A 24,524-nucleotide genomic window follows, 5' to 3' on the forward strand; every position below is an offset into this window, starting at 1 on the left:
GGCCCGGGGGCTCTCGGCGTGCGTAGGTGTCAGCTCGTGGGGATCGCCGCCAACTGCGAGCGACCCACCTGCTCGGGGGAATCGCCCAGAGCGACAAGTAGGTTCGCGGTCATCGCCGCCAGTACGGGCATCAGGGCGGAGCCGTCATCGCCGTAGAATCCGGCCAGCTCGAGCATCACGAATCCGTGGATCAGTGCCCAGAACTGAGCTGCTGTCGCCACTACCGCGGCGTCGTCATCCACCGGGCACTTGGTGATCCGGCCGGCGTGCATTGACCGGTGCACGGCGCGGACGACGTGCGCGAAGCTCGGTTCATGCTGCTCGATCTCGGCGAGTGTCAACGTCAGGATGTTGCCCGCGGGCGCCCTGATGCCGTGCGCGCTGGTGCTGCCGAACATCAGCCGGTACATGTGCGGTTTTTCGATGGCATAGCGCCGATACGCGCCCCCGACGGCCAGCAGGTCCGCCACCGGGTCGTCGGTCCCCGGCAACGTGAGTGCGGCGTCGAACTGCCGCAATCCCTCCTGGGCTACTGCCGCGATCAGCTCCCGCATTCCGCCGAAATGCGTGTACACGGCCATCGTTGAGGTTCCCGCGGCGCTGGCTACCTTGCGGGTCTGCAGGGCGTCGGGCCCATGGTCGTTCAGCAGTCCCACGGCGGCGTGCAGCAGGTCGTCGCGGACATTGCGCTGAGTCTGGAAAGAAGTCATTGAGCTAATCATCTCCGATGAACCGTTGCCATCCCCTCGCTGCGGGCGTACCGTGCCTATAACACTGAAATAACAATGTTATAGGAGCTCAGGATGACATCTGTGCAAACCGTCGAACTTGGAAACCCCTACCTCGAGGGCTTCCTCGAGCCGGTGCGCACCGAGATCACCGCGACCGATCTGAAGGTCACCGGGCAGATCCCGGCGCACCTGAACGGGCGTTATCTGCGTAACGGGCCCAATCCCGTCGCCGACGTCGACCCGGCCATCTACCACTGGTTCAGCGGCGACGCCATGGTGCACGGTGTGGCGCTGCAGGATGGGCAGGCAGTTTGGTACCGCAACCGCTGGGTGCGCACGCCGCCCGTGTGCGCAGCATTAGGGGAGCCCCAACCGATGGGGCTGGACCCGCGGGTCGGCCTGCTGTCCGTAGGTCCCAACACCAACGCCCTCAGTCACGCCGGACGCACTCTGGCGCTGGTGGAGGGTGGCGGCGCCAATTACCAGCTCACCGATGAACTCGACACCGTGGCGCCCTGCGACTTCGACGGCACCCTGTTCGGTGGCTATACCGCTCATCCCCACCGCGATCCGGCGACCGGCGAACTGCACGCCATGTCCTACTCGTTCACTCGTGGGCGGACAGTGCAGTACTCAGTGATCGACAACCAGGGCCGGGCCCGTCGCACGGTCGACATCGAAGTGAGCGGGTCGCCGATGATGCACGACTTCTCGCTCACCGACGACTATGTGGTGATCTACGACCTCCCCGTGACGTTCGATCCCGTGCAGGTGGTACCGGTGAACGTGCCGCGTGCGCTGAGCGCGCCGGCCCGGCTTGTTCTGCAGTCGATATTGGGGCGCGTCCGGATCCCCAGTCCCATCACCTCGATGATCAATCGCAACCGCCAGCCCATGCATCGGATGCCGTACCGCTGGAACCCGAACTACCCGGCACGCATCGGCGTCATGCCTCGAGAAACCGGCAATGGCAACGCCCGATTCGGGTCAGTCCGGTGGTTCGACGTGGAACCTTGCTACGTCTTTCACCCGCTCAACGCGTACACCGAGAAGGGCGCCGATTCCCAGGGGGCCGAGGTCTTGGTTCTCGATGTGGTGCGCTATGCGCAGATGTTCGACCGCGACCGGCGCGGTCCGGGTGACAATCGGCCCACTCTCGACCGCTGGACCATCAACCTAACTACGGGTGCGGTGACGTCCGAACGCCGAGACGATCGGCCGCAGGAGTTTCCCCGCATCAACGAGACCCTGCTGGGTAGGCGGCACCGGTTCGGCTACACCCTCGGTTTCGACGGCGGCTATCTGTCGGCGGGGGCCAAAGACATGTCCACCACGCTGTACAAGCACGACTTCACGACCGGATCAAGCGCGACTGCGCCGCTCGATCCTGACCTATTAATCGGTGAGATGTCGTTCGTGCCCAACCCGGCCCCCGCTCCCGGCAACGCCGGCCTGGCTGAGGACGACGGCGTCCTGATCGGGATGGGCACGCATCGGGGCCGAGACGAGGGCGTGTTGCTGGTTCTGGACGCACAGACCCTCGAGACGATGGCTACCGTCCACCTGCCGCAGCGGGTGCCGATGGGTTTTCACGGCAATTGGGCCGGCAACGATGTTCAGTCCGCCTAATCGTCCCGGTCGCAAGCCCCCGAGGATTGTTACCTCCCAACCCTGATGTCGCGCGGTAGGCGTGCGCTACAGTGACTCAAGCCACACGGGGCTGGTGGCTTATACGCGCGTTCGACGGAAGGGTTTCCCATGGGTGTCGCGATCGAGGTCAACGGACTTACCAAGTCGTTCGGATCCTCGAGGATCTGGGAAGACGTCACGCTCACGATCCCCGCCGGAGAGGTCAGTGTGTTGCTGGGCCCGTCGGGTACCGGCAAGTCGGTGTTCCTCAAGTCCCTCATCGGTCTGCTGCGTCCGGAACGTGGCTCCATCATCATCGACGGCACCGACATCATCGAGTGCTCGGCCAAGGAGCTCTACGAGATTCGCACGCTGTTCGGCGTGCTGTTCCAGGACGGCGCCCTGTTCGGCTCGATGAACCTGTACGACAACACCGCGTTCCCGTTGCGCGAGCACACCAAGAAGAAGGAAGGCGAGATCCGTAACATTGTTATGGAGAAGCTGGAAATGGTGGGCCTCGGCGGCGACGAGAAGAAGTTCCCCGGCGAGATCTCCGGCGGTATGCGCAAGCGTGCCGGCTTGGCCCGGGCGCTCGTGCTGGACCCGCAAATCATCCTCTGCGACGAGCCCGACTCCGGTCTGGACCCGGTTCGTACCGCGTACCTGAGCCAGCTGATCATGGACATCAACGCCCAGATCGACGCGACCATCCTGATCGTGACGCACAACATCAACATCGCCCGCACCGTCCCGGACAACATGGGCATGTTGTTCCGCAAGCACCTGGTCATGTTCGGGCCCCGTGAGGTGCTGCTGACCAGCGACGAGCCGGTGGTCCGCCAGTTCCTGAACGGCCGCCGCATCGGGCCGATCGGTATGTCGGAGGAGAAGGACGAGGCCACCATGGCCGAGGAGCAGGCCGCGCTCGAAGCCGGCCAGCACGCCGGTGGTGTGGAAGACATCGAGGGCGTGCCGCCGCAGATCGAAGCGTCCCCGGGCATGCCGGAGCGCAAGGGCGTGGCTCGCCGCCAGGCCCGGGTGCGCGCGATGCTGCATACGCTGCCGCAGAAGGCCCAGCAGGCGATCCTCGACGACCTCGAGGGCACCCACAAGTTCCAGACGCACGACTACTGATCGGTTGCCGGTTGCCGGTCATGGCGGCCGACCGCTCCCTGCGAAACGCGACTTCGGCTCTGCGAGATTCGACCGGGTTCCGGCGCGTCTCGACGTGCCCGCGGCTACCTGTTCAGCCACGTCACACCCGGAATTTCCCACAACTTGCCGTGCCCACCTCTTGACGGAAAGGCCTAAACGGGTCAATCTGTTGGGCAGCATGTGTGCGTGTGAAGCTAGAGGTGCCAGCCAGCGCCGTTTCCCGTGCACGCCTGATTGTGCTGGGTGTTTGAGGAATGCGCCGTCCTGCGCTATTGTTGGACGTTGCGCTGGCTACCTCCTGCCCACCTCACAATCGCCACTTCGCCGCTAAAGACACCGTGGTCTTAGCCTGAGCCCCTGTTTGCGGCTCAGCTATTTGGTTGCGTGCGTGAGATCCGGACAGTTCGTTCGCCAGCCGAACCGACAAAATATCTGCGGCGAACAGCTCAGCAGGCACCGGCTCGCGCCGGCTCGCTCAATGGCTTCGGGACTTCCCGTACGTCGCACGAGGTGCTGGAAGGACGCATCTTGGCTGATTTCCGCCAGAGCAACACAGGTAGTCCACAAAGTTCTTCGAACAGTTCCGTACCCGGAGCTCCGAACCGGGTGTCTTTCGCCAAGTTGCGCGAACCCCTAGAGGTCCCCGGGCTACTCGACGTTCAGACCGACTCGTTCGAGTGGCTGATCGGCTCGCAGCGTTGGCGTGACTCCGCCGCCGAGCGCGGCGAAGTCAACCAGATGGGCGGGCTCGAGGAGGTTCTCCACGAGCTCTCGCCGATCGAGGACTTCTCGGGCTCTATGTCCCTGTCGTTCTCCGACCCGCGTTTCGACGAAGTCAAGGCGCCGGTGGACGAGTGCAAAGACAAGGACATGACGTACGCGGCTCCGCTGTTCGTCACCGCCGAGTTCATCAACAACAACACCGGCGAGATCAAGAGCCAGACGGTCTTCATGGGTGACTTCCCGATGATGACCGAGAAGGGCACCTTCATCATCAACGGCACCGAGCGTGTCGTGGTGAGCCAGCTGGTGCGCTCGCCCGGTGTGTACTTCGACGAGACCATCGACAAGTCCACCGAAAAGATGCTGCACAGCGTCAAGGTGATCCCGAGCCGGGGCGCCTGGCTGGAGTTCGACGTCGACAAGCGCGACACCGTCGGTGTGCGCATCGACCGCAAGCGCCGTCAGCCCGTCACCGTGCTGCTCAAGGCCCTCGGCTGGTCCAACGAGCAGATCCACGAGCGGTTCGGCTTCTCCGAGATCATGATGGGGACCCTGGAGAAGGACAACACCGCCGGCACCGACGAGGCGCTGCTGGACATCTACCGCAAGCTGCGTCCAGGCGAACCGCCGACCAAGGAATCCGCGCAGACCCTGCTGGAGAACCTGTTCTTCAAGGAGAAGCGCTACGACCTGGCCCGGGTGGGCCGGTACAAGGTCAACAAGAAGCTCGGCCTGCACGCCGGTGAGCCGATCACCAGCTCCACGCTGACCGAGGAAGACGTCGTCGCGACCATCGAGTACCTGGTCCGCCTGCACGAGGGTCAACACACGATGACCGTTCCGGGCGGCGTCGAGGTGCCGGTGGAGACCGACGACATCGACCACTTCGGCAACCGCCGGTTGCGCACCGTAGGCGAGCTGATCCAGAACCAGATCCGGGTCGGCATGTCCCGGATGGAGCGCGTCGTGCGCGAGCGGATGACCACTCAGGACGTCGAGGCGATCACGCCACAGACCCTGATCAACATCCGGCCGGTCGTCGCCGCGATCAAGGAGTTCTTCGGCACTAGCCAGCTCTCGCAGTTCATGGATCAGAACAACCCGCTTTCCGGTTTGACGCATAAGAGGCGTCTGTCCGCTTTGGGGCCGGGTGGTCTGTCCCGTGAGCGCGCGGGTCTGGAAGTGCGTGACGTGCACCCGTCACACTACGGCCGGATGTGCCCGATCGAGACCCCGGAAGGTCCGAACATCGGCCTGATCGGGTCGCTGTCGGTGTACGCGCGGGTCAACCCGTTCGGGTTCATCGAGACGCCGTACCGGAAGGTTGTGGACGGGGTCGTTTCGGATGAGATTCACTATCTGACGGCCGACGAGGAGGACCGCCACGTCGTGGCTCAGGCCAACTCGCCGATCGATGAGAAGGGCCGGTTCGTCGAGCCGCGCGTCCTGGTCCGCCGCAAGGCGGGCGAGGTCGAGTACGTCCCGTCGTCCGAGGTGGACTACATGGACGTGTCGCCGCGCCAGATGGTGTCGGTGGCCACCGCAATGATTCCGTTCCTCGAGCACGACGACGCTAACCGTGCCCTGATGGGTGCCAACATGCAGCGTCAGGCGGTTCCGCTGGTGCGTAGCGAGGCGCCGCTGGTGGGCACCGGTATGGAGTTGCGCGCGGCGATCGACGCCGGCGACGTCGTAGTCGCCGAGAAGGCGGGCGTTATCGAGGAGGTCTCGGCCGACTACATCACCGTGATGCACGACGAGGGCACCCGGCGTACCTACCGGATGCGCAAGTTCGCGCGCTCCAACCACGGCACCTGCGCCAACCAGTCGCCGATCGTCGATGCCGGCGATCGCGTGGAGGCCGGACAGGTGATCGCCGACGGGCCCTGCACCGACAACGGTGAGATGGCTCTGGGCAAGAACCTGCTGGTGGCGGTTATGCCGTGGGAGGGTCACAACTACGAGGACGCCATCATCCTGTCCAACCGGCTCGTCGAAGAGGACGTGCTGACCTCGATTCACATCGAGGAGCACGAGATCGACGCCCGCGACACCAAACTGGGCGCCGAGGAGATCACCCGGGACATCCCGAACGTCTCCGACGAGGTGCTGGCGGACCTGGACGAGCGGGGCATCGTGCGCATCGGTGCCGAGGTTCGCGACGGCGACATCCTGGTCGGCAAGGTCACCCCCAAGGGTGAAACCGAGCTGACCCCCGAGGAGCGGCTGCTGCGCGCGATCTTCGGTGAGAAGGCTCGCGAGGTCCGCGACACCTCCCTAAAGGTGCCGCACGGCGAGTCCGGCAAGGTCATCGGCATCCGGGTGTTCTCCCGCGAGGACGACGACGAGCTGCCGGCCGGCGTCAACGAGCTGGTCCGCGTCTACGTGGCCCAGAAGCGCAAGATCTCCGACGGCGACAAGCTCGCCGGCCGGCACGGCAACAAGGGCGTCATCGGCAAGATCTTGCCGGTGGAGGACATGCCGTTCCTGCCGGACGGCACCCCGGTGGACATCATCCTGAACACCCACGGTGTGCCGCGACGGATGAACATCGGCCAGATCCTGGAGACCCACCTCGGGTGGGTGGCCAAGGCCGGTTGGAACATCGAGGGCACTCCGGAATGGGCGGCTAACCTGCCCGAGGATCTGCGCCACGCCCAGCCGAACCAGATCGTGTCCACGCCAGTGTTCGACGGCGCCAAGGAGGAAGAGCTGCAGGGGCTGTTGTCGGCCACGCTGCCCAACCGGGACGGCGAGGTGCTGGTCAACGAGGACGGCAAGGCGGTGCTCTTCGACGGCCGCAGCGGCGAGCCGTTCCCGTACCCGGTAACGGTTGGCTACATGTACATCATGAAGCTGCACCACCTGGTGGACGACAAGATCCACGCTCGCTCCACCGGCCCGTACTCGATGATCACCCAGCAGCCGCTGGGTGGTAAGGCGCAGTTCGGTGGCCAGCGGTTCGGTGAGATGGAGTGCTGGGCCATGCAGGCCTACGGTGCCGCGTACACGCTGCAGGAGCTGTTGACCATCAAGTCCGACGACACCGTCGGCCGGGTCAAGGTCTACGAGGCGATCGTCAAGGGCGAGAACATTCCCGAGCCCGGCATCCCCGAGTCGTTCAAGGTGCTGCTCAAGGAATTGCAGTCGCTGTGCCTCAACGTCGAGGTGCTGTCCTCCGACGGCGCGGCCATTGAGCTGCGCGAGGGCGAGGACGAGGACCTGGAGCGGGCTGCCGCTAACCTGGGAATCAACTTGTCGCGCAACGAATCTGCCTCGGTTGAGGATTTGGCCTAATTGTTTTCTAGACCCGCAAGGGGAAAGGGAGTTACGTGCTAGACGTCAACTTCTTCGATGAACTCCGGATCGGCCTGGCTACCGCGGAGGACATTCGTCAGTGGTCCTACGGTGAGGTCAAGAAGCCGGAGACCATCAACTACCGCACGCTCAAGCCCGAGAAGGACGGCCTGTTCTGCGAGAAGATCTTCGGACCAACTCGCGACTGGGAGTGCTACTGCGGCAAGTACAAGCGCGTGCGCTTCAAGGGCATCATCTGTGAGCGCTGTGGCGTCGAGGTGACCCGTGCCAAGGTGCGGCGTGAGCGGATGGGTCACATCGAGCTTGCCGCGCCGGTGACCCACATCTGGTACTTCAAGGGCGTGCCATCGCGGTTGGGCTACCTGCTCGACCTCGCCCCCAAGGACCTGGAAAAGATCATCTACTTCGCCGCCTACGTGATTACCGCGGTCGACGACGAGATGCGGCATAACGAGCTGTCCACGCTCGAAGCCGAGATGGTGGTGGAGCGTAAGGCTGTCGAAGACCAGCGTGACGCTGACCTGGAAGCCCGCGCGCAGAAGCTCGAGGCCGACCTGGCCGAGCTGGAGGCCGAAGGCGCTAAGGCCGACGCCAAGCGCAAGGTTCGCGACGGCGGTGAGCGCGAGATGCGTCAGCTGCGCGACCGCGCGCAACGTGAGCTGGACCGGCTCGACGACATCTGGAACACGTTCACCAAGCTGGCTCCCAAGCAGTTGATCGTTGACGAGAACCTCTACCGCGAGTTGCAGGACCGCTACGGCGAGTACTTCACCGGTGCCATGGGCGCGGAGTCGATCCAGAAGCTGATCGAGAACTTCGACATCGACGCCGAGGCCGATCTGCTGCGGGACGTCATCCGAAACGGCAAGGGGCAGAAGAAGCTTCGCGCCCTCAAGCGCCTCAAGGTGGTGGCTGCGTTCCAGCAGTCGGGCAACTCGCCGATGGGCATGGTGCTCGACGCGGTGCCGGTCATCCCGCCGGAGCTGCGTCCGATGGTGCAGCTCGACGGTGGCCGGTTCGCCACCTCGGACCTCAACGACCTTTACCGCCGCGTGATCAACCGCAATAACCGGTTGAAGCGACTGATCGACCTCGGTGCGCCCGAGATCATCGTCAACAACGAGAAGCGGATGCTGCAGGAGTCCGTCGACGCGCTGTTCGACAACGGCCGTCGCGGCCGGCCCGTCACCGGGCCGGGTAACCGCCCGCTGAAGTCGCTGAGCGACCTGCTCAAGGGCAAGCAGGGCCGGTTCCGGCAGAACTTGCTCGGTAAGCGTGTGGACTACTCGGGCCGTTCGGTGATCGTGGTCGGTCCGCAGCTCAAGCTGCACCAGTGCGGTCTGCCCAAGCTGATGGCACTCGAGCTGTTCAAGCCGTTCGTTATGAAGCGGTTGGTCGACCTCAACCACGCGCAGAACATCAAGAGCGCCAAGCGGATGGTGGAGCGCCAGCGTCCGCAGGTGTGGGATGTCCTCGAAGAGGTCATCGCCGAGCATCCGGTGCTGCTTAACCGTGCACCCACCCTGCACCGGCTGGGCATCCAGGCTTTCGAGCCGATGCTGGTGGAAGGCAAGGCAATTCAGCTGCACCCGTTGGTGTGTGAGGCGTTCAACGCCGACTTCGACGGTGACCAGATGGCCGTGCACCTGCCGCTGTCGGCGGAGGCGCAGGCCGAGGCGCGCATCCTGATGCTGTCGTCCAACAACATCCTGTCGCCGGCGTCCGGCCGCCCCCTGGCCATGCCGCGGCTGGACATGGTGACCGGGCTGTACTACCTCACCACCGAGGTCGAGGGCGACAAGGGCGAGTACCAGCCAGCCGGCTCCGACAGCCCGGAGTCCGGTGTGTACTCCTCGCCGGCCGAGGCGATCATGGCCGCCGACCGCGGTGTGCTGTCGGTACGCGCCAAGATCAAAGTGCGGTTGACGCAGCTGCGTCCGCCGGCCGAGGTCGAGGCCGAGCGCTTCGGCGCCAACGGCTGGCAGCCGGGTGACGCCTGGGTCGCCGAGACCACGCTGGGCCGGGTGCTGTTCAACGAACTGCTGCCGCTGGGCTACCCGTTCGTGAACAAGCAGATGCACAAGAAGGTGCAGGCGTCGATCATCAACGACCTGGCCGAGCGTTACCCGATGATCGTGGTGGCGCAGACCGTGGACAAGCTCAAGGACGCCGGTTTCTACTGGGCAACTCGCAGCGGCGTCACCGTCTCGATGGCCGACGTGCTGGTGCCGCCGCGGAAGAAAGAGATCCTCGATCACTACGAGGAGCGGGCGGAGAAGGTCGAAAAGCAGTTCCAGCGCGGCGCTTTGAACCACGACGAGCGCAACGAGGCACTGGTGGAGATCTGGAAGGAAGCCACCGACGAGGTGGGTCAGGCGCTGCGGGAGCACTACCCCAGTGATAACCCCATCATCACCATCGTCGACTCGGGTGCTACGGGTAACTTCACCCAGACCCGGACGCTGGCCGGCATGAAGGGTCTGGTGACCAACCCCAAGGGTGAGTTCATCCCGCGTCCGGTCAAGTCCTCCTTCCGTGAGGGCCTGACCGTGCTGGAGTACTTCATCAACACCCACGGTGCCCGAAAGGGCTTGGCGGACACCGCGTTGCGTACCGCAGACTCGGGTTACCTGACCCGTCGTCTGGTGGACGTCAGCCAGGACGTGATCGTGCGCGAACACGACTGCGAGACCGAGCGGGGCATCATTGTCGAGCTGGCCGAGCGTCAGCCCGACGGCACTCTGATCCGTGATCCGTACATCGAAACCTCAGCGTACGCACGGACTTTGGGTGCCGACGCGGTCGACGAGGCGGGCAACGTCGTCGTCGCCCGCGGCGAAGACCTGGGCGACCCGTCGATCGAGGCGCTGCTGGCTGCGGGCATCACGCAGATCAAGGTGCGGTCGGTGCTCACCTGCACCACCGGCACCGGCGTGTGCGCCACCTGCTACGGACGTTCGATGGCCACCGGCAAGCTGGTCGACATCGGTGAGGCCGTCGGTATCGTCGCGGCACAGTCCATCGGTGAGCCCGGCACGCAGCTGACCATGCGTACCTTCCACCAGGGTGGTGTGGGTGAGGACATCACCGGGGGTCTGCCGCGTGTCCAGGAGCTGTTCGAGGCGCGCGTCCCGCGCGGCAAGGCGCCCATCGCCGACGTCACGGGCCGGGTTCGTCTCGAGGACGGGGAGCGCTTCTACAAGATCACCATCATCCCCGACGACGGCGGCGAGGAAGTGGTCTACGACAAGCTCTCCAAGCGTCAGCGGTTGCGCGTGTTCAAGCACGAGGACGGTTCCGAGCGGGTGCTGTCCGATGGTGACCACGTCGAGGTGGGTCAGCAGTTGATGGAAGGCTCGGCCGACCCGCACGAGGTGCTGCGTGTGCAGGGCCCGCGTGAGGTGCAGATCCACCTGGTCCGCGAGGTCCAGGAGGTCTACCGCGCCCAGGGTGTGTCGATCCACGACAAGCACATCGAGGTGATCGTTCGCCAGATGCTGCGCCGCGTCACCATCATCGACTCGGGCTCGACGGAGTTCCTGCCCGGCTCGCTGATCGACCGTGCCGAGTTCGAGGCGGAAAACCGTCGGGTGGTCGCCGAGGGCGGCGAGCCCGCGGCCGGCCGTCCGGTGCTGATGGGTATCACGAAGGCGAGTCTCGCCACCGACTCGTGGCTGTCCGCGGCGTCGTTCCAGGAGACCACACGTGTGCTGACGGATGCGGCGATCAACTGCCGCAGCGACAAGCTCAACGGTCTGAAGGAGAACGTGATCATCGGAAAGTTGATCCCGGCCGGAACCGGTATCAACCGCTACCGCAACATCCAGGTGCAGCCGACCGAGGAGGCCCGTGCTGCGGCGTACACGATCCCGTCTTACGAGGATCAGTACTACAGCCCGGATTTCGGTCAGGCCACCGGTGCCGCGGTTCCGTTGGACGACTACGGGTACAGCGACTACCGCTAGGTAGCGCGAGCAGACGTAAAGCACCCGCACGCTCCGCGTGTCGGGTGCTTTTACGTCTGCTCATCCGTGCACAGTCGAGCTCTTATCCACATAGCGCTCGCCGCTGCCTACACTGTCGGGGACTCGGGCCACATTGTTGCGGCCATGGACATCGAAAGTGTGCTGCAAAAGACGGGTGGTCTTGCGACCACGGCCGAGCTGCTGACCATGGTCACTCACCGGCAGCTGGCTGGACTTGTCAAGGCGGGCAGGCTGTTTCGCGTGCGGCACGGTGTGTATGCGCCTAGCCCGCCCGATGTGCTCGGCCAACTGGCAGCGCTGGACCTGGTGGCGCGTGAGCCGATTGTGGCCTGCATGGGTACCGCTGCGACGTTGTACGGGTTCGATACCGAGTCAACTTCACGCCTGCACATCCTCGATCCGGGTGTGCGCATGCGACCATCGACGAGTCTGATGGTGCATCAGCGAATTGGGGCACCGCTGCGACGGGTGCAGGGGCGACTGGCAACTGCCCCCGCCTGGACGGTGATAGAGGTCGCGCGGTCGCTGTCGCGGCCCCGCGGCCTGGCGACGATGGACGCTGCTTTGCGCATCCAAGCTTGCAGCACAGGCGAACTCGAAGCGGCTATCCGCCTGCAAAAAGGTCGACGCGGCATCGTCAAGGTTCGGGAGTTGATCGGCAACGCCGACGGGCGGGCCGAGTCTCCGATGGAGAGTGAGGCGCGACTTGTGTTCATCGACAATCAAGTGCCGACACCGGAGCTGCAGTACAGCATTGTGGATCTTTATGGCAGGGTTTGGCGCGTCGACTTCGCCTGGCCGGAGGCCATGTTCGTCGCCGAGTACGACAGCGTGCAGTGGCATCTGGGCCGCGATGCTCTCATGCACGACCGTCTCAAGACCGCGCGGTTGCAGGAATGCGACTGGCTGACGATGCCGTTCACGGTCGAAGATGTCCGCCGTGCGCCCGTCGACCTCTCGGACCGCGTCAAGTACCACCTGGCGAGCAGACGCAAAAGCACCCGCACGCCCGGCGTGTCGGGTGCTTTTGCGTCTGCTCGCGCACTCAACGCACGGTGAACTCGCCGGTGGTCGCGACGAACGGCTCGAGCCGACCGTGCCGGTCGCGGGTGGTGCCGTGGTGGACGATGCGGTACCGCCCGGCCGCAGCGTCGGCGGGAATGTCCCATCGGATGCGGACGTGCGAGCTGGCACGCCCTTCGCGTCGCCACTCGAAGGTGGTCGACCAGTCACCGTCGTCGGCGACCCGCACCCACTGTTCATCCGCGAGGTGCATCACTTCCAGAAAGGTGCGGTTGCGGTGCAAGTCGTTGTTCGGATACGCGCTGACGAACGTGGCTTCCACCGTTTCGCCGGGCCCGTACGTCCCCTCCGGCTGAGCCACGATCGCGCCGAATGAGCCGACGTCGGCCGGCGGCATGCGCAGCCAACTGCGCGGCTTGGTCCGTCGCGGTCCGGGGCCGGGTGACACCGCGCAGCCATCGCGCATTGCCTCGGCCAGCGCGGCGACGGTCTGCATGAGTGCGGGCAGCTCCCATCGGCCGAAGAGGGTGCTGCCGCCTTCGTAGCGCTGTTCGAGGTATTCCTCGGGAGTGGTCACGTAGTGGATATAGGCGTTCGAGTACCCCACGCACAGCACGTCATTGAGGTCAGCGTCGACGATCGAGGAAACGGTGCGACGCAGTCGAAGTCCCGAGGTGATAGTCGGCTCGCCGGGAATTCCGATCAGATACAGACGCCCGATCCGGACCAGCTGCACCGGGACTATTTCCTGGATGAAGGGCTGCAGCCGGTTCAGCAGGTGCGCCGGCATCACCATGCCCTTGGGTTCCTGCGCCGCCCGCAGTCCCGCGCCGACGCGGTAGATGCCACGGGATACGTTGTCCCAGAGTGCATTTCGACCCTGTCTGAATCCGCGGAAGCCTTCACCTTCGTCGGTCCCGGCGAACATCGCGGCGGCGATCATCGGCGGGCCGGTGCGGTGTTCGCGCCCGTCGGGTGTGTACTGCCCGCCGACGACGACGTTGGCCAGATCGAGGTAGGTGAGCCGGGAGTCGACGTCGGTGCCGATTAGTGTGCCGTTGCCCAGTTGCGCGACGGCGTCCTCGAATTGAGCCAACCCGATCTGGCGGGTGTTGGCCATTTCGTCCGCGGACCGTGACGGCCCGTAGGCGATGGGTCCGTCGACGTGGGGGCTCATGTCACCGGCGTTGGTCTGGGCGAACGCACCGACGAAGTCGGGCTGACCGGTCAGGTAGTCCGCGCCGCGCACGGTGCGCTCCCAGTGGTAGGCGGCGAAGCCCTTGTTATCTCCGGTGATGAGCAGGTTGCGGTTGGTCATGCTGGTGCCGTGGGTGGCGAAGAAGTGGAGTGCGCCCACGGTGTCGGGGCCGCGATCGATCTGGATCAGCGTGGTGAGCGGGTCGACGCGGCCGGGGAAGAAGTCCCGGTCGGTCGCCGGGTTGCGGTCGAACGACGACGGCGACCTGTTGATGCTCGCGTCACGCAGTTCGCCGTGCGACAGCCGCACCTCGGCAGGTGCCAGATCTTCGTGGGCGTGCCGGATCGATTCGACGATTCCGTCGACGATCGCGGTGAAGGTCGCCGGCCGGAAGCCGCTGGTCGACAGGTTGTACAGCAGATGTCCGCAATACCCGCCGGGACCGGCGTGGGTGTGCGTGGTGGTGATCAGCGTGTTGCGCGCGGTGTAGGTGTCGCCGTAGGACATCGCCAGCAGGCGCAAAACCTCGTCCGTCACGTTCTGCATGGGCAGCGGCAGCTCCGCGACGACCAGTAGCACCCGTTGCTCGCCGTCGTCGAAAACGAAGGCACGCGAACGCAATCGAAGGTGGATGCCGGCAGTGCGCTGCTCGATTTTGCCGTAGCCGAGCATCCCGCAGTCGGCCGCTTCGCCGGTGATGTCGGAGACGCCCCGTCCGACCGAAAGCCCCACCGAAGTCATTGGCGCACCTTCCACGACCGCTGTTCCTACGGATTCACACCATATGCGCCGTGTCGGGGTGTCTCGTTAAACTCGCCAGAGTGCTGATCGGTTCACATGTAAGCCCACAGGATCCGCTGGCCTCGGCCCAGGCCGAAGGCGCCGATGTGGTGCAGATATTCCTCGGTAATCCGCAGAGCTGGAAGGCGCCCAAGCCGCGCGAGGACGCCGCGGAGTTGAAGGCCGCGGCCCTGCCTATCTACGTGCACGCGCCGTACCTGATCAACGTGGCGTCAGCAAACAACAAAGTGCGGATCCCGTCGCGCAAAATCCTGCAGCAGACTTGCGATGCCGCCGCCCAGATCGGCGCCGCGGCGGTGATCGTGCACGGCGGTCACGTCGCCGACGACAGCGACCTGGACGCGGGTTTCGCCCGCTGGCGCAAGGCGCTGGACCAGCTGCGCACCGAGGTCCCGGTCTACCTGGAGAACACCGCCGGCGGTGACCACGCGATGGCCCGGCGCTTCGACACCATCGCACGCCTCTGGGATGTCATCGGCGACACCGGCATTGGCTTCTGCTTGGACACCTGCCACACCTGGGCGGCCGGTGAGGCATTGGTCGACGCGGTTGACCGGATCAAGGGGATCACCGGACGCATCGACCTGGTGCACTGCAACGACTCCAAGGACGCTCCCGGCTCGGGCCGGGACCGCCACGCCAACCTAGGTACCGGAGAGATCGACCCCGAACTGCTGGTCGCGGCGGTGAAGGCCGCGGACGCACCCGTGATCTGCGAAACCGCTGACGAAGGCCGCAAGGACGACATCGCGTTCCTACGGGATAAGACCAGCGGCTGAGCGAGGCGGCGCCGCCACTATTACGGATCTTGTGCGGTTGTCGAAAAAATGTAATATCGAGGTTATGTCAGATACGCACGTCGTCACCAACCAGGTTCCACCGCTGGAGAACTACAACCCGGCCACGTCCCCGCTCATCGTCGAGGCCGTCATCCGCGAAGGTGGGCAATGGGGGCTGGACGAGGTGACCGAACTAGGGGCGATCAACGGCAGCCGCGAAGCGCAGCGCTGGGGCGAGCTGGCCGACCGCAACAGGCCCGTGCTGCACACCCACGACCAGACTGGCCATCGCATCGACGAGGTCGAGTACGACCCGGCCTATCACGAATTGATGCGCACCGCGATCGCCCACGGTTTGCACGCCGCGCCCTGGGCCGACGAGCGACCGGGCGCGCACGTGGTGCGCGCGGCCAAGACGTCGGTGTGGACGGTGGAACCGGGCCACGTCTGCCCGATCTCGATGACCTATGCCGTGGTGCCGGCGCTGCGGTTCAACACCGAGCTGGCGGCCGTTTACGAGCCGTTGCTGACCAGTCGCGTTTACGACCCCGAGCTCAAGCCGGCCACCGCCAAACCCGGCATCACCGCGGGCATGTCGATGACCGAGAAGCAGGGCGGCTCCGATGTGCGGGCCGGCACCACCCAGGCAACCCCCAACGCGGATGGCACCTACAGCCTGGTCGGGCACAAGTGGTTCACCTCGGCACCGATGTGCGACATCTTCCTGGTGCTTGCGCAGGCGCCAAAGGGCCTGAGCTGCTTCATGCTGCCCCGGATCCTGCCCGACGGCACCCGTAACCGGATGTTCCTGCAGCGGCTCAAGGACAAGCTCGGCAACCACGCCAACGCCTCCAGTGAGGTCGAATATGACGGCGCCACAGCGTGGTTGGTGGGCGAGGAGGGGCGCGGTGTGCCGACCATCATCGAGATGGTCAACCTCACTCGGTTGGACTGCACGCTGGGCAGTGCCACCAGCATGCGCACTGGCCTGACCCGCGCCGTCTATCACGCCCAGCACCGAAAAGCCTTCGGCGCGTATCTGATCGACCAGCCGCTGATGCGCAACGTGCTGGCCGATCTGGCGGTGGAGGCCGAGGCCGCGACCATGGTCGCGTTCCGGATGGCCGGTGCCACCGACAAGGCGGTGCGCGGTGACCAGCGTGAGGCGCTGCTGCGTCGCATCGGCCTGGCGGCCAGCAAATACTGGGTGTGCAAGCGCTCCACACCGCACGCCGCCGAAGCGCTGGAATGTCTGGGCGGCAACGGCTATGTCGAAGACTCGGGCATGCCGCGGCTGTACCGCGAGGCCCCGCTGATGGGTATCTGGGAGGGATCTGGCAACGTGAGCGCGCTGGATACGTTGCGCGCCATGGTAACTCGTCCCGAGTCCATCGAGGTCCTGTTCGACGAGCTGGGCCAGATCGGTGGCCAGGATGCCAGGCTGGACAGTCACGTGGCGGAGCTGCGAACCGAGTTGGCCGACTCCGACACCATCCAGTACCGGGCCCGCAAAGTCGCCGAGGACATCTGCCTCGCGCTGCAGGGCTCGCTGCTGGTGCGCCACGGACATCCGGCGGTGGCCGAGGCTTTTCTGGCGACCCGGCTCGGGGGCCAGTGGGGTGGTGCGTTCGGCACCATGCCGGCCGGGCTGGATCTGGCGCCGATCATCGAGCGTGCGCTGGTGAAGGGGTGACCCACTCGATCCGGCCCGTTGACTTCGACAACCTCAAGACGATGACCTACGAGGTCACCGACAGGGTTGCGCGAATCACCTTCAACAGGCCCGAGAAGGGCAACGCGATCGTCGCCGACACGCCGCTGGAGCTGTCGGCGTGCGTCGAGCGCGCCGACCTCGACCCGAATGTCCACGTGATCCTGGTGTCCGGGCGCGGCCAGGGTTTCTGCGCGGGTTTCGACCTGTCGGCCTATGCCGACGGAACCGGCTCGGCGGGCGGCACCGGCGCGTACACCGGCACGGTGCTCGACGGGAAGACCCAGGGGATCAACCACCTGCCGAACCAGCCGTGGGATCCGATGATCGATTACCAGATGATGAGCCGGTTCGTGCGCGGTTTCTCGAGCCTGATGCACGCGGACAAGCCGACGGTGGTAAAGATCCACGGCTACTGCGTGGCCGGCGGTACTGACATCGCGCTGCACGCCGACCAGGTGATCGCCGCCGCCGACGCCAAGATCGGCTACCCGCCGACCCGGGTGTGGGGTGTTCCGGCGGCGGGTCTATGGGCACATCGACTCGGCGATCAGCGCGCCAAACGACTGTTGTTCACCGGCGACTGCATCACCGGCGCGCAAGCCGCCGAATGGGGGTTGGCGGTGGAGGCGCCCGATCCGCAGGACCTCGACGAGCGCACCGAACGGCTGGTCGCCCGCATTGCCGCGCTGCCGGTCAACCAGTTGATCATGATCAAGCTGGCGCTCAACGCGCCGCTGCTGCAGCAGGGGGTGGCCACCAGCCGAATGGTCAGCACCGTGTTCGACGGCGTTGCCCGGCATACGCCGGAGGGGCACGCCTTCGTCGCCGATGCCGTCGAGCACGGCTTCCGCGACGCGGTCAAGCACCGCGACGAGCCGTTCGGCGACTACGGTCGGCGAGCTTCCCCGGTGTAGGCCATGCGGAAGATGACCGCCCGGTCGGTGGTGCTCAGTGTCTTGCTGGGTGCTCACCCAGCCTGGGCCAGCGCCAGCGAATTGATCAGGTTGACAGCGGATTTCGGGATCAAGGAGCCGACCCTGCGGGTGGCCTTGACCCGTATGGTCAGCGCCGGTGACTTAATCCGCTCCGCCGACGGCTATCGCCTTTCCGAGCGGCTGCTGGCTCGTCAGCGTCGTCAGGACGAGGCCATGCGCCCATCCGCCGGGACCTGGCGTGGCACGTGGCACGTGGTCGTCGTCACCAGTGTGGGCACCGATCCACGGACTCGGGCCGCACTGCGAAACACTATGCACGACAGCAGGTTCGGTGAATTGCGCGAGGGCGTGTGGATGCGACCGGACAACCTCGAACTGAGCCTGGATGTCGACGTCGCGGCCCGGGTGCGGGTACTGACGGCCCGCGACGAGGCCCCGGCGCAGTTGGCCGGTCAGCTGTGGGACCTGGCCGAGTGGGACGCCGTCGGGCACCAATTACTCGGGGAGATCGGCGACGCGGCAGACGTGCCCGAGCGATTCGTCGTGGCCGCGGCGATCGTGCGGCATCTCTTGACCGACCCGCTGCTGCCCGACGAGCTGCTTCCCACCGACTGGCCGGGCGCCCGATTGCGCGCGGCCTACCACGACTTCGCCGCCGAACTGGCTCGGCGACGCGACGACGCGGAACGACAACTGCAGGAGGCTCTATGAGCGATCTGGTACGTGTGCGGCGCAGTGGCCCGGTGACCACGGTGAGCATCAACCGGCCCGAGGCGCGCAACGCGGTCAACGGTCCGACGGCGGCCGCGCTGTATACCGCGTTCGAACAATTCGACCGCGACGAGTCCGCCTCGGTCGCGATTCTGCGTGGTGAAGGTGGAACATTCTGTGCGGGAGCGGATTTGAAGGCGTTCGGCACACCGCAAGCCAATTCCGTGCACCGCAGCGGGCCCGGCCCGATGGGGCCGTCGCGGATGATGCTGTCCAAACCGGTGATCGCCGCGGTGGACGGTTACGCCGTGGCGGGGGGTTTGGAGCTGGCCTTGTGGTGTGATCTGCGGGTGGCCGAGCAGGACGCGGTGTTCGGCGTTTTCTGCCGCCGCTGGGGGGTGCCGCTGATCGACGGTGGCACCGTGCGGCTGCCGCGGTTGATCGGGCACAGCCGGGCGATGGACATGATTCTCACTGGCCGCCCGGTCAAGGCCGACGAAGCATTGGCGATCGGGCTGGCCAACCGGGTGGTGCCCAACGGGCAAGCGCTTGACGCGGCGCAACAGTTGGCATCCGAACTGGCCGCGCTGCCGCAGCAGTGTTTGCGTTCCGACCGGCTCTCAGCAATCCATCAATGGGGACTGCCCGAGTCTGCGGCGATGGACCTCGAGTTCGCCAGCATCTCTCGGGTGGCCGCCGAGTCGCTGGAGGGTGCGTCCCGGTTCGCCGCCGGAGCCGGTCGACACGGCGCTCCCGCCGACTAGCCCCTCTTAACCCTTTGTGACGGTGTTGTTGGGGCCGATCTTGTCGACCTTCGGGTCGCCATTCTTGTAGGTGATGGTGTTGTCCATCCCGAGCACAGTGATGCGGGTCTTGACGTTGTCGATGGTGATGTTGTTCTTCATGCCGCCGACGCTGACGTTCTCGCAGCTGCCGTTGACGGTCAGGGTGTTGTCGGACCCGGTGACGTTCAACGACTTGCCCTCTTCGCACGAGATGGTGGCGGTCTGCCCCTTGTATGCGTAGACCACGGTGTTGCCCACCTGCACCGAGGTGCTCAGGGTGGGGCCGTTCTCCTCGGTGCTCGTCTCCGCGGTCCCGCTGCTGGTCGCCGTGGACGACTTGGTCGAAGACGACGTCGAGCTGCTGCCGCCTGGCGGGGTGGCGGTCGAACTGCACCCGACCACTGCAGCCGCGCCGGCGATGGACAGCGCGCCGAGTAGTGCTGCCAGCCGCGTCACCCGCTGGGGGAAAGCAGTTGTGTTGGCGCGCATAATATTTCGGTCCTCTCCGGTTGAGGGGTTGGCTGGCTCAGGCGCCGACGCGCTGGATCCGGTTGGTCATGCCCAATTCGCGACCGCGATCCCAGATGAACGGGTCGCCGTTGTGGAAGAACACCGTGCCGTCGTAGCCGTAGACGGTGATGTCGTTGACCACGGTGTCGGCGATGACGGTGTTGGACGTCCCCATCATCGTGACCGCCCAGCAGGTTCCCTTGGCGGTGACGATGTTCGAGGTCCCGTTGACGATGAGCGTGGAGTCATTGCAGTCGATCGTCGTCTCGACACCCTGTCCGGTGACGTGGGTGTCGCCGTTCTTGGCATGCGCGACTGGGGCCGGGGCGGCCGAGACGGCAGCAATGCTTATCACGCCGATAGCCAGTGCTGCGGCGGCGGTTGTCCATCTCACTGCGGGCACCCCTTCATTGGGCGGTGATGTGCGTCTGAGCCTACGACGAAGGGCCGGTAGGAGGACAGACCCAACTGGATAAACCGCGCGTTGGTGTCGGCCGGTGCGGCTTCCGGTCAACTAGAGTCATTAGTTGAATGGCCATCCGAAACCGAAGGGCAAATCGCCATGGCAGCTCAGCCGGATCCACCGTCAGCCGGTGTCCGCGCGCGCGGCGGGAAGTCCGGGACCCGGCACGCCAAGCTGAGCCGCGAGGGCATCGTCGATGGTGCTCTGACGTTCCTGGACCGCGAGGGCTGGGATTCGCTGACCATCAACGCGCTGGCGACCCAACTCGGGACCAAGGGGCCGTCGCTGTACAACCACGTGGACAGCCTCGAGGACCTGCGTCGGGCGGTGCGCATCCGGGTGATCGACGACATCATCACGATGCTGAACCGGGTCGGCGAAGGCCGCGCCCGCGACGACGCGGTGCTGGTCATGGCCGGCGCCTACCGCAGCTATGCCCACCACCACCCCGGCAGGTACTCGGCCTTTACCCGGATGCCCTTCGGCGGCGAGGACCCCGAGTACTCAGCCGCGACAAAGGGTGCCGCGGCGCCGGTCATCGCGGTGTTGTCGTCGTACGGTCTGGTCGGCGAGGACGCCTTCTACGCGGCGTTGGAGTTCTGGTCGGCAATGCACGGCTTCGTGCTGCTGGAGATGACCGGAGTAATGGACGGTATCGACACCGACGCCGTCTTCTCCGACATGGTGCTGCGGCTGGCCGCCAGCATGGACACGCGCAGCGCCGTATCCGCTGATCGGGACGTGATCGGGACGTGATGCGCTGATTGAGTCCGGGCGGGCGGGCACCGCTTTGACCTGCCAGACCGCCGGCGGGTATTGTGGTGGCTCGTGCCTGGCGGCTTACGGCGCCTGACGTAAGGGAACGAATGCCGGGCTAATTCGCATGTCCACGATGCATCGGACCTCGTTGCCGATGCTCCACGTATGCGACACGCCCGGGCGTGGGGTAACGCGGCGGGGCATAACTGCAGTACACAGACTTGACATACAACAAAGACAGAGAAAGCCGGTAAATGCCAACCATCCAGCAGCTGGTCCGCAAGGGTCGTCGCGACAAGATCGCCAAGGTCAAGACCGCGGCTCTCAAAGGCAGCCCGCAGCGTCGTGGCGTGTGCACTCGCGTGTACACCACCACCCCGAAGAAGCCGAACTCGGCGCTTCGGAAGGTCGCCCGTGTGAAGCTGACCAGCCAGGTTGAGGTTACGGCCTACATCCCGGGTGAGGGCCACAACTTGCAGGAGCACTCGATGGTGCTGGTGCGTGGTGGCCGAGTGAAAGACCTGCCCGGCGTGCGCTACAAGATCATCCGCGGTTCGCTCGACACCCAGGGCGTCAAGAACCGCAAGCAGGCTCGCAGCCGCTACGGCGCCAAGAAGGAGAAGAGCTAATGCCGCGCAAGGGGCCCGCACCCAAGCGTCCGTTGGTCAACGACCCCGTCTACGGGTCGCAGCTGGTCACCCAGCTGGTGAACAAAGTTCTGCTGCAGGGGAAGAAATCGCTGGCTGAGCGCATTGTTTATGGTGCGCTCGAGCAAGCCCGCGACAAGACCGGCACCGATCCGGTGATCACCCTCAAGCGGGCTTTGGACAACGTCAAGCCCGCTCTGGAGGTGCGCAGCCGCCGTGTTGGTGGTGCCACCTACCAGGTGCCCGTCGAGGTGCGTCCAGACCGGTCCACCACGCTGGCGCTGCGCTGGCTCGTCAGCTTCTCGCGGCAGCGCCGGGAGAAGACGATGGTCGAGCGGCTGGCCAACGAGATCTTGGATGCCAGCAACGGCCTGGGTGCCTCCGTCAAGCGGCGCGAGGACACCCACAAGATGGCCGAAGCAAACCGCGCCTTCGCGCACTATCGCTGGTGATGACCGCCGGCTGAAACTGCCGGGGCCTCAAGCGACAGACAGCTAACTGAGCAACGAAAGAGTGGGAAGACTTCTGTGGCACAGAAGGACGTGCTGACCGACCTGAGCAAGGTCCGCAACATCGGCATCATGGCGCACATCGATGCCGGCAAGACCACGACCACCGAGCGCATCCTCTACTACACCGGCATCAGCTACAAGATCGGTGAGGTGCACGACGGTGCCGCCACCATGGACTGGATGGAGCAGGAGCAGGAGCGGGGTATCACCATCACCTCGGCTGCCACCACGACGTTCTGGAAAGACCACCAGATCAACCTGATCGACACCCCTGGGCACGTCGACTTCACCGTCGAGGTGGAGCGTTCGCTGCGGGTGCTGGACGGCGCCGTTGCAGTCTTCGACGGCAAAGAGGGCGTGGAGCCGCAGTCCGAGCAGGTTTGGCGGCAGGCGGACAAGTACGACGTGCCGCGCATCTGCTTCGTCAACAAGATGGACAAGATTGGCGCGGACTTCTACTTCTCGGTCCGGACGATGGAAGAGCGCTTGGGCGCCAACGTTATTCCGGTCCAGTTACCGATCGGCTCGGAGGGCGACTTCGAGGGCATCGTCGACCTAGTCGAGATGAACGCCAAGGTGTGGCGGGGCGAGACCAAGCTGGGCGAGACCTACGACACCATCGAGATCCCGGAAGACCTGGCCGAGCAGGCCGATGAGTACCGCACCAAGCTGCTCGAGGCCGTCGCCGAGACCGACGAGGCGCTATTGGAGAAGTACCTGGGCGGCGAGGAGCTCACCGTCGAGGAGATCAAGGCTGCGCTGCGCAAGCTGACGATCACCTCCGAGGCCTACCCGGTCCTGTGTGGCAGCGCGTTCAAGAACAAGGGCGTGCAGCCCATGCTCGACGCGGTCGTCGACTACCTGCCGTCCCCGCTGGACGTGCCGCCGGCCGTCGGACACGTGCCTGGCAAAGAAGACGAAGAGATCACCCGCAACCCGTCCACCGACGAGCCCTTCGCCGCGCTGGCGTTCAAGGTGGCCGCGCACCCGTTCTTCGGCAAGCTCACCTACGTCCGGGTGTACTCGGGCAAGGTCGACTCCGGCTCGCAGGTCATCAACGCCACCAAGGGCAAGAAGGAGCGGCTCGGCAAGCTGTTCCAGATGCACTCCAACAAGGAGAACCCGGTGGACACGGCCTCAGCCGGCCATATCTACGCGGTGATCGGTCTGAAGGACACCACCACCGGTGACACCCTGTGCGACCCGAACAACCAGATCGTGCTGGAGTCGATGACCTTCCCCGATCCAGTGATCGAGGTGGCGATCGAGCCCAAGACCAAGAGTGACCAGGAAAAGCTGAGCCTGTCGATCCAGAAGCTCGCCGAAGAGGACCCCACCTTCAAGGTGCACCTGGATCAGGAGACCGGCCAGACCGTGATCGGCGGGATGGGCGAGTTGCACCTGGACATCCTGGTGGACCGGATGCGCCGCGAGTTCAAGGTCGAGGCCAACGTCGGCAAGCCGCAGGTGGCCTACAAGGAGACCATCCGGCGCAAGGTGGAGAACGTCGAGTTCACCCACAAGAAGCAGACCGGTGGCTCGGGCCAGTTCGCCAAGGTGCAGATCAGTTTGGAGCCCTTCACCAGCGAGGACGGCGCCACCTACGAGTTCGAGAGCAAGGTCACCGGTGGGCGTATTCCGCGCGAGTACATTCCGTCGGTGGACGCCGGCGCGCAGGACGCCATGCAGTACGGCGTGCTGGCCGGCTACCCCTTGGTGAACTTGAAGGTCACGCTGCTCGACGGTGCTTTCCACGAGGTCGACTCGTCGGAAATGGCGTTCAAGATCGCCGGTTCGCAGGTGTTGAAGAAGGCTGCGCAGCAAGCGCAGCCGGTCATCCTGGAACCGATCATGGCCGTCGAGGTCACCACACCCGAGGACTACATGGGTGACGTGATCGGCGACCTGAACTCCCGCCGTGGCCAGATCCAGGCCATGGAGGAGCGGGCAGGTGCACGTGTCGTCAAGGCGCACGTGCCGCTGTCGGAGATGTTCGGCTACGTCGGCGACCTGCGGTCCAAGACTCAAGGCCGGGCGAACTACTCCATGGTGTTCGACTCGTACGCCGAAGTACCGGCGAATGTGTCGAAGGAAATCATCGCCAAGGCGACCGGCGAGTGATCTATAGCCAGGAGTAACCTGGCC

Annotated in this window: 18 protein-coding genes; 14 read left to right on the top strand and 4 right to left on the bottom strand. The window is 65.2% G+C overall.

Annotation, left to right across the window (positions count from 1 at the left end):
• Positions 1 to 29: 29 nt before the first annotated feature.
• A complete protein-coding gene (locus H0P51_RS04935) occupies positions 30 to 710 on the bottom strand; it encodes a TetR/AcrR family transcriptional regulator (protein WP_180916905.1) in 681 nt (226 codons plus the stop codon).
• Between the two features lie 93 nt (positions 711 to 803).
• Here H0P51_RS04935 and H0P51_RS04940 point away from each other — a divergent pair, with 93 nt between their 5' ends.
• From H0P51_RS04940 to H0P51_RS04960, 5 genes are all read left to right on the top strand, one after another.
• Entirely contained in the window at positions 804 to 2,360 is a 1,557-nt protein-coding gene (locus H0P51_RS04940; RefSeq protein ID WP_180916906.1) for a carotenoid oxygenase family protein, read from the top strand.
• A gap of 129 nt (positions 2,361 to 2,489) precedes the next feature.
• Positions 2,490 to 3,494, top strand: a complete 1,005-nt coding sequence (locus H0P51_RS04945) for an ABC transporter ATP-binding protein (protein ID WP_180916907.1) — start codon at positions 2,490 to 2,492, stop codon at positions 3,492 to 3,494.
• A gap of 549 nt (positions 3,495 to 4,043) precedes the next feature.
• A complete protein-coding gene (gene rpoB / locus H0P51_RS04950) occupies positions 4,044 to 7,535 on the top strand; it encodes a DNA-directed RNA polymerase subunit beta (RefSeq protein WP_425488961.1) in 3,492 nt (1,163 codons plus the stop codon).
• Positions 7,536 to 7,570: 35 nt separating this feature from the next.
• Entirely contained in the window at positions 7,571 to 11,521 is a 3,951-nt protein-coding gene (locus H0P51_RS04955; protein ID WP_180916909.1) for a DNA-directed RNA polymerase subunit beta', read from the top strand.
• 144 nt (positions 11,522 to 11,665) lie between these two features.
• Positions 11,666 to 12,601 carry a type IV toxin-antitoxin system AbiEi family antitoxin domain-containing protein gene (locus tag H0P51_RS04960; protein ID WP_246398402.1) on the top strand — a complete coding sequence of 312 codons (936 nt, stop codon included), beginning with the start codon at positions 11,666 to 11,668 and terminating at the stop codon, positions 12,599 to 12,601.
• Here the strand turns inward: H0P51_RS04960 and H0P51_RS04965 are convergent.
• Positions 12,588 to 14,504 carry a neutral ceramidase gene (locus H0P51_RS04965; RefSeq protein WP_180916910.1) on the bottom strand — a complete coding sequence of 639 codons (1,917 nt, stop codon included), beginning with the start codon at positions 14,502 to 14,504 and terminating at the stop codon, positions 12,588 to 12,590. The genes H0P51_RS04960 and H0P51_RS04965 overlap by 14 nt on opposite strands.
• Before the next feature lie 80 nt (positions 14,505 to 14,584).
• On the opposite strand from H0P51_RS04965, the gene H0P51_RS04970 reads away from it, so the two are divergent.
• The 5 genes from H0P51_RS04970 (at position 14,585) to H0P51_RS04990 (ending at position 19,467) form a co-directional block, all read left to right on the top strand.
• Positions 14,585 to 15,343 carry a deoxyribonuclease IV gene (locus tag H0P51_RS04970; protein ID WP_180916911.1) on the top strand — a complete coding sequence of 253 codons (759 nt, stop codon included), beginning with the start codon at positions 14,585 to 14,587 and terminating at the stop codon, positions 15,341 to 15,343.
• A gap of 64 nt (positions 15,344 to 15,407) precedes the next feature.
• On the top strand, positions 15,408 to 17,036 hold the full coding sequence (locus tag H0P51_RS04975; protein ID WP_180916912.1) for an acyl-CoA dehydrogenase family protein: 1,629 nt from the start codon (positions 15,408 to 15,410) through the stop codon (positions 17,034 to 17,036).
• Positions 17,033 to 17,971, top strand: a complete 939-nt coding sequence (locus H0P51_RS04980; protein ID WP_180916913.1) for a crotonase/enoyl-CoA hydratase family protein — start codon at positions 17,033 to 17,035, stop codon at positions 17,969 to 17,971. Before H0P51_RS04975 ends, H0P51_RS04980 begins: the two co-directional genes overlap by 4 nt.
• 3 nt (positions 17,972 to 17,974) lie before the next feature.
• On the top strand, positions 17,975 to 18,703 hold the full coding sequence (locus H0P51_RS04985) for a PaaX family transcriptional regulator C-terminal domain-containing protein (RefSeq protein WP_180916914.1): 729 nt from the start codon (positions 17,975 to 17,977) through the stop codon (positions 18,701 to 18,703).
• Positions 18,700 to 19,467, top strand: coding sequence for a crotonase/enoyl-CoA hydratase family protein (locus tag H0P51_RS04990; protein ID WP_180916915.1), 768 nt, complete (start codon positions 18,700 to 18,702; stop codon positions 19,465 to 19,467). Before H0P51_RS04985 ends, H0P51_RS04990 begins: the two co-directional genes overlap by 4 nt.
• A gap of 6 nt (positions 19,468 to 19,473) precedes the next feature.
• Here H0P51_RS04990 and H0P51_RS04995 read toward each other — a convergent pair whose 3' ends face one another.
• Both H0P51_RS04995 and H0P51_RS05000 read right to left on the bottom strand, forming a co-directional pair.
• Positions 19,474 to 19,977 carry a DUF3060 domain-containing protein gene (locus tag H0P51_RS04995; RefSeq protein WP_180916916.1) on the bottom strand — a complete coding sequence of 168 codons (504 nt, stop codon included), beginning with the start codon at positions 19,975 to 19,977 and terminating at the stop codon, positions 19,474 to 19,476.
• 37 nt (positions 19,978 to 20,014) lie between these two features.
• Positions 20,015 to 20,392, bottom strand: a complete 378-nt coding sequence (locus H0P51_RS05000) for a DUF3060 domain-containing protein (protein ID WP_180916917.1) — start codon at positions 20,390 to 20,392, stop codon at positions 20,015 to 20,017.
• Positions 20,393 to 20,560: 168 nt separating this feature from the next.
• On the opposite strand from H0P51_RS05000, the gene H0P51_RS05005 reads away from it, so the two are divergent.
• The 4 genes from H0P51_RS05005 (at position 20,561) to fusA (ending at position 24,500) form a co-directional block, all read left to right on the top strand.
• The gene (locus H0P51_RS05005) at positions 20,561 to 21,217 is read left to right on the top strand and encodes a TetR/AcrR family transcriptional regulator (RefSeq protein WP_246398403.1); all 657 of its coding nucleotides are present in this window, start codon (positions 20,561 to 20,563) and stop codon (positions 21,215 to 21,217) included.
• A 257-nt stretch (positions 21,218 to 21,474) separates the two neighbouring features.
• Positions 21,475 to 21,849 carry a 30S ribosomal protein S12 gene (rpsL, locus tag H0P51_RS05010; RefSeq protein WP_007167812.1) on the top strand — a complete coding sequence of 125 codons (375 nt, stop codon included), beginning with the start codon at positions 21,475 to 21,477 and terminating at the stop codon, positions 21,847 to 21,849.
• Positions 21,849 to 22,319, top strand: a complete 471-nt coding sequence (gene rpsG / locus H0P51_RS05015) for a 30S ribosomal protein S7 (protein ID WP_068033913.1) — start codon at positions 21,849 to 21,851, stop codon at positions 22,317 to 22,319. Before rpsL ends, rpsG begins: the two co-directional genes overlap by 1 nt.
• 75 nt (positions 22,320 to 22,394) lie before the next feature.
• Positions 22,395 to 24,500 carry an elongation factor G gene (gene fusA, locus H0P51_RS05020; RefSeq protein ID WP_180916918.1) on the top strand — a complete coding sequence of 702 codons (2,106 nt, stop codon included), beginning with the start codon at positions 22,395 to 22,397 and terminating at the stop codon, positions 24,498 to 24,500.
• The last annotated feature ends 24 nt before the right edge of the window (positions 24,501 to 24,524 follow it).

The organism is Mycobacterium vicinigordonae, assembly GCF_013466425.1.
GTDB classification, from domain to species: domain Bacteria; phylum Actinomycetota; class Actinomycetes; order Mycobacteriales; family Mycobacteriaceae; genus Mycobacterium; species Mycobacterium vicinigordonae.

Excerpts from the sequence above, each read along its gene's own strand:
- H0P51_RS04935 (WP_180916905.1), bottom strand. The coding sequence starts at position 710 with ATGACTTCTTTCCAGACTCAGCGCAATGTCCGCGACGACCTGCTGCAC.
- H0P51_RS04940 (WP_180916906.1), top strand. The coding sequence starts at position 804 with ATGACATCTGTGCAAACCGTCGAACTTGGAAACCCCTACCTCGAGGGC.
- H0P51_RS04945 (WP_180916907.1), top strand. The coding sequence starts at position 2,490 with ATGGGTGTCGCGATCGAGGTCAACGGACTTACCAAGTCGTTCGGATCC.
- H0P51_RS04960 (WP_246398402.1), top strand. The coding sequence starts at position 11,666 with ATGGACATCGAAAGTGTGCTGCAAAAGACGGGTGGTCTTGCGACCACG.
- H0P51_RS04965 (WP_180916910.1), bottom strand. The coding sequence starts at position 14,504 with ATGACTTCGGTGGGGCTTTCGGTCGGACGGGGCGTCTCCGACATCACC.
- H0P51_RS04975 (WP_180916912.1), top strand. The coding sequence starts at position 15,408 with ATGTCAGATACGCACGTCGTCACCAACCAGGTTCCACCGCTGGAGAAC.
- H0P51_RS04985 (WP_180916914.1), top strand. The coding sequence starts at position 17,975 with ATGCGGAAGATGACCGCCCGGTCGGTGGTGCTCAGTGTCTTGCTGGGT.
- H0P51_RS04990 (WP_180916915.1), top strand. The coding sequence starts at position 18,700 with ATGAGCGATCTGGTACGTGTGCGGCGCAGTGGCCCGGTGACCACGGTG.
- H0P51_RS04995 (WP_180916916.1), bottom strand. The coding sequence starts at position 19,977 with ATGCGCGCCAACACAACTGCTTTCCCCCAGCGGGTGACGCGGCTGGCA.
- H0P51_RS05005 (WP_246398403.1), top strand. The coding sequence starts at position 20,561 with ATGGCAGCTCAGCCGGATCCACCGTCAGCCGGTGTCCGCGCGCGCGGC.
- rpsL (WP_007167812.1), top strand. The coding sequence starts at position 21,475 with ATGCCAACCATCCAGCAGCTGGTCCGCAAGGGTCGTCGCGACAAGATC.
- rpsG (WP_068033913.1), top strand. The coding sequence starts at position 21,849 with ATGCCGCGCAAGGGGCCCGCACCCAAGCGTCCGTTGGTCAACGACCCC.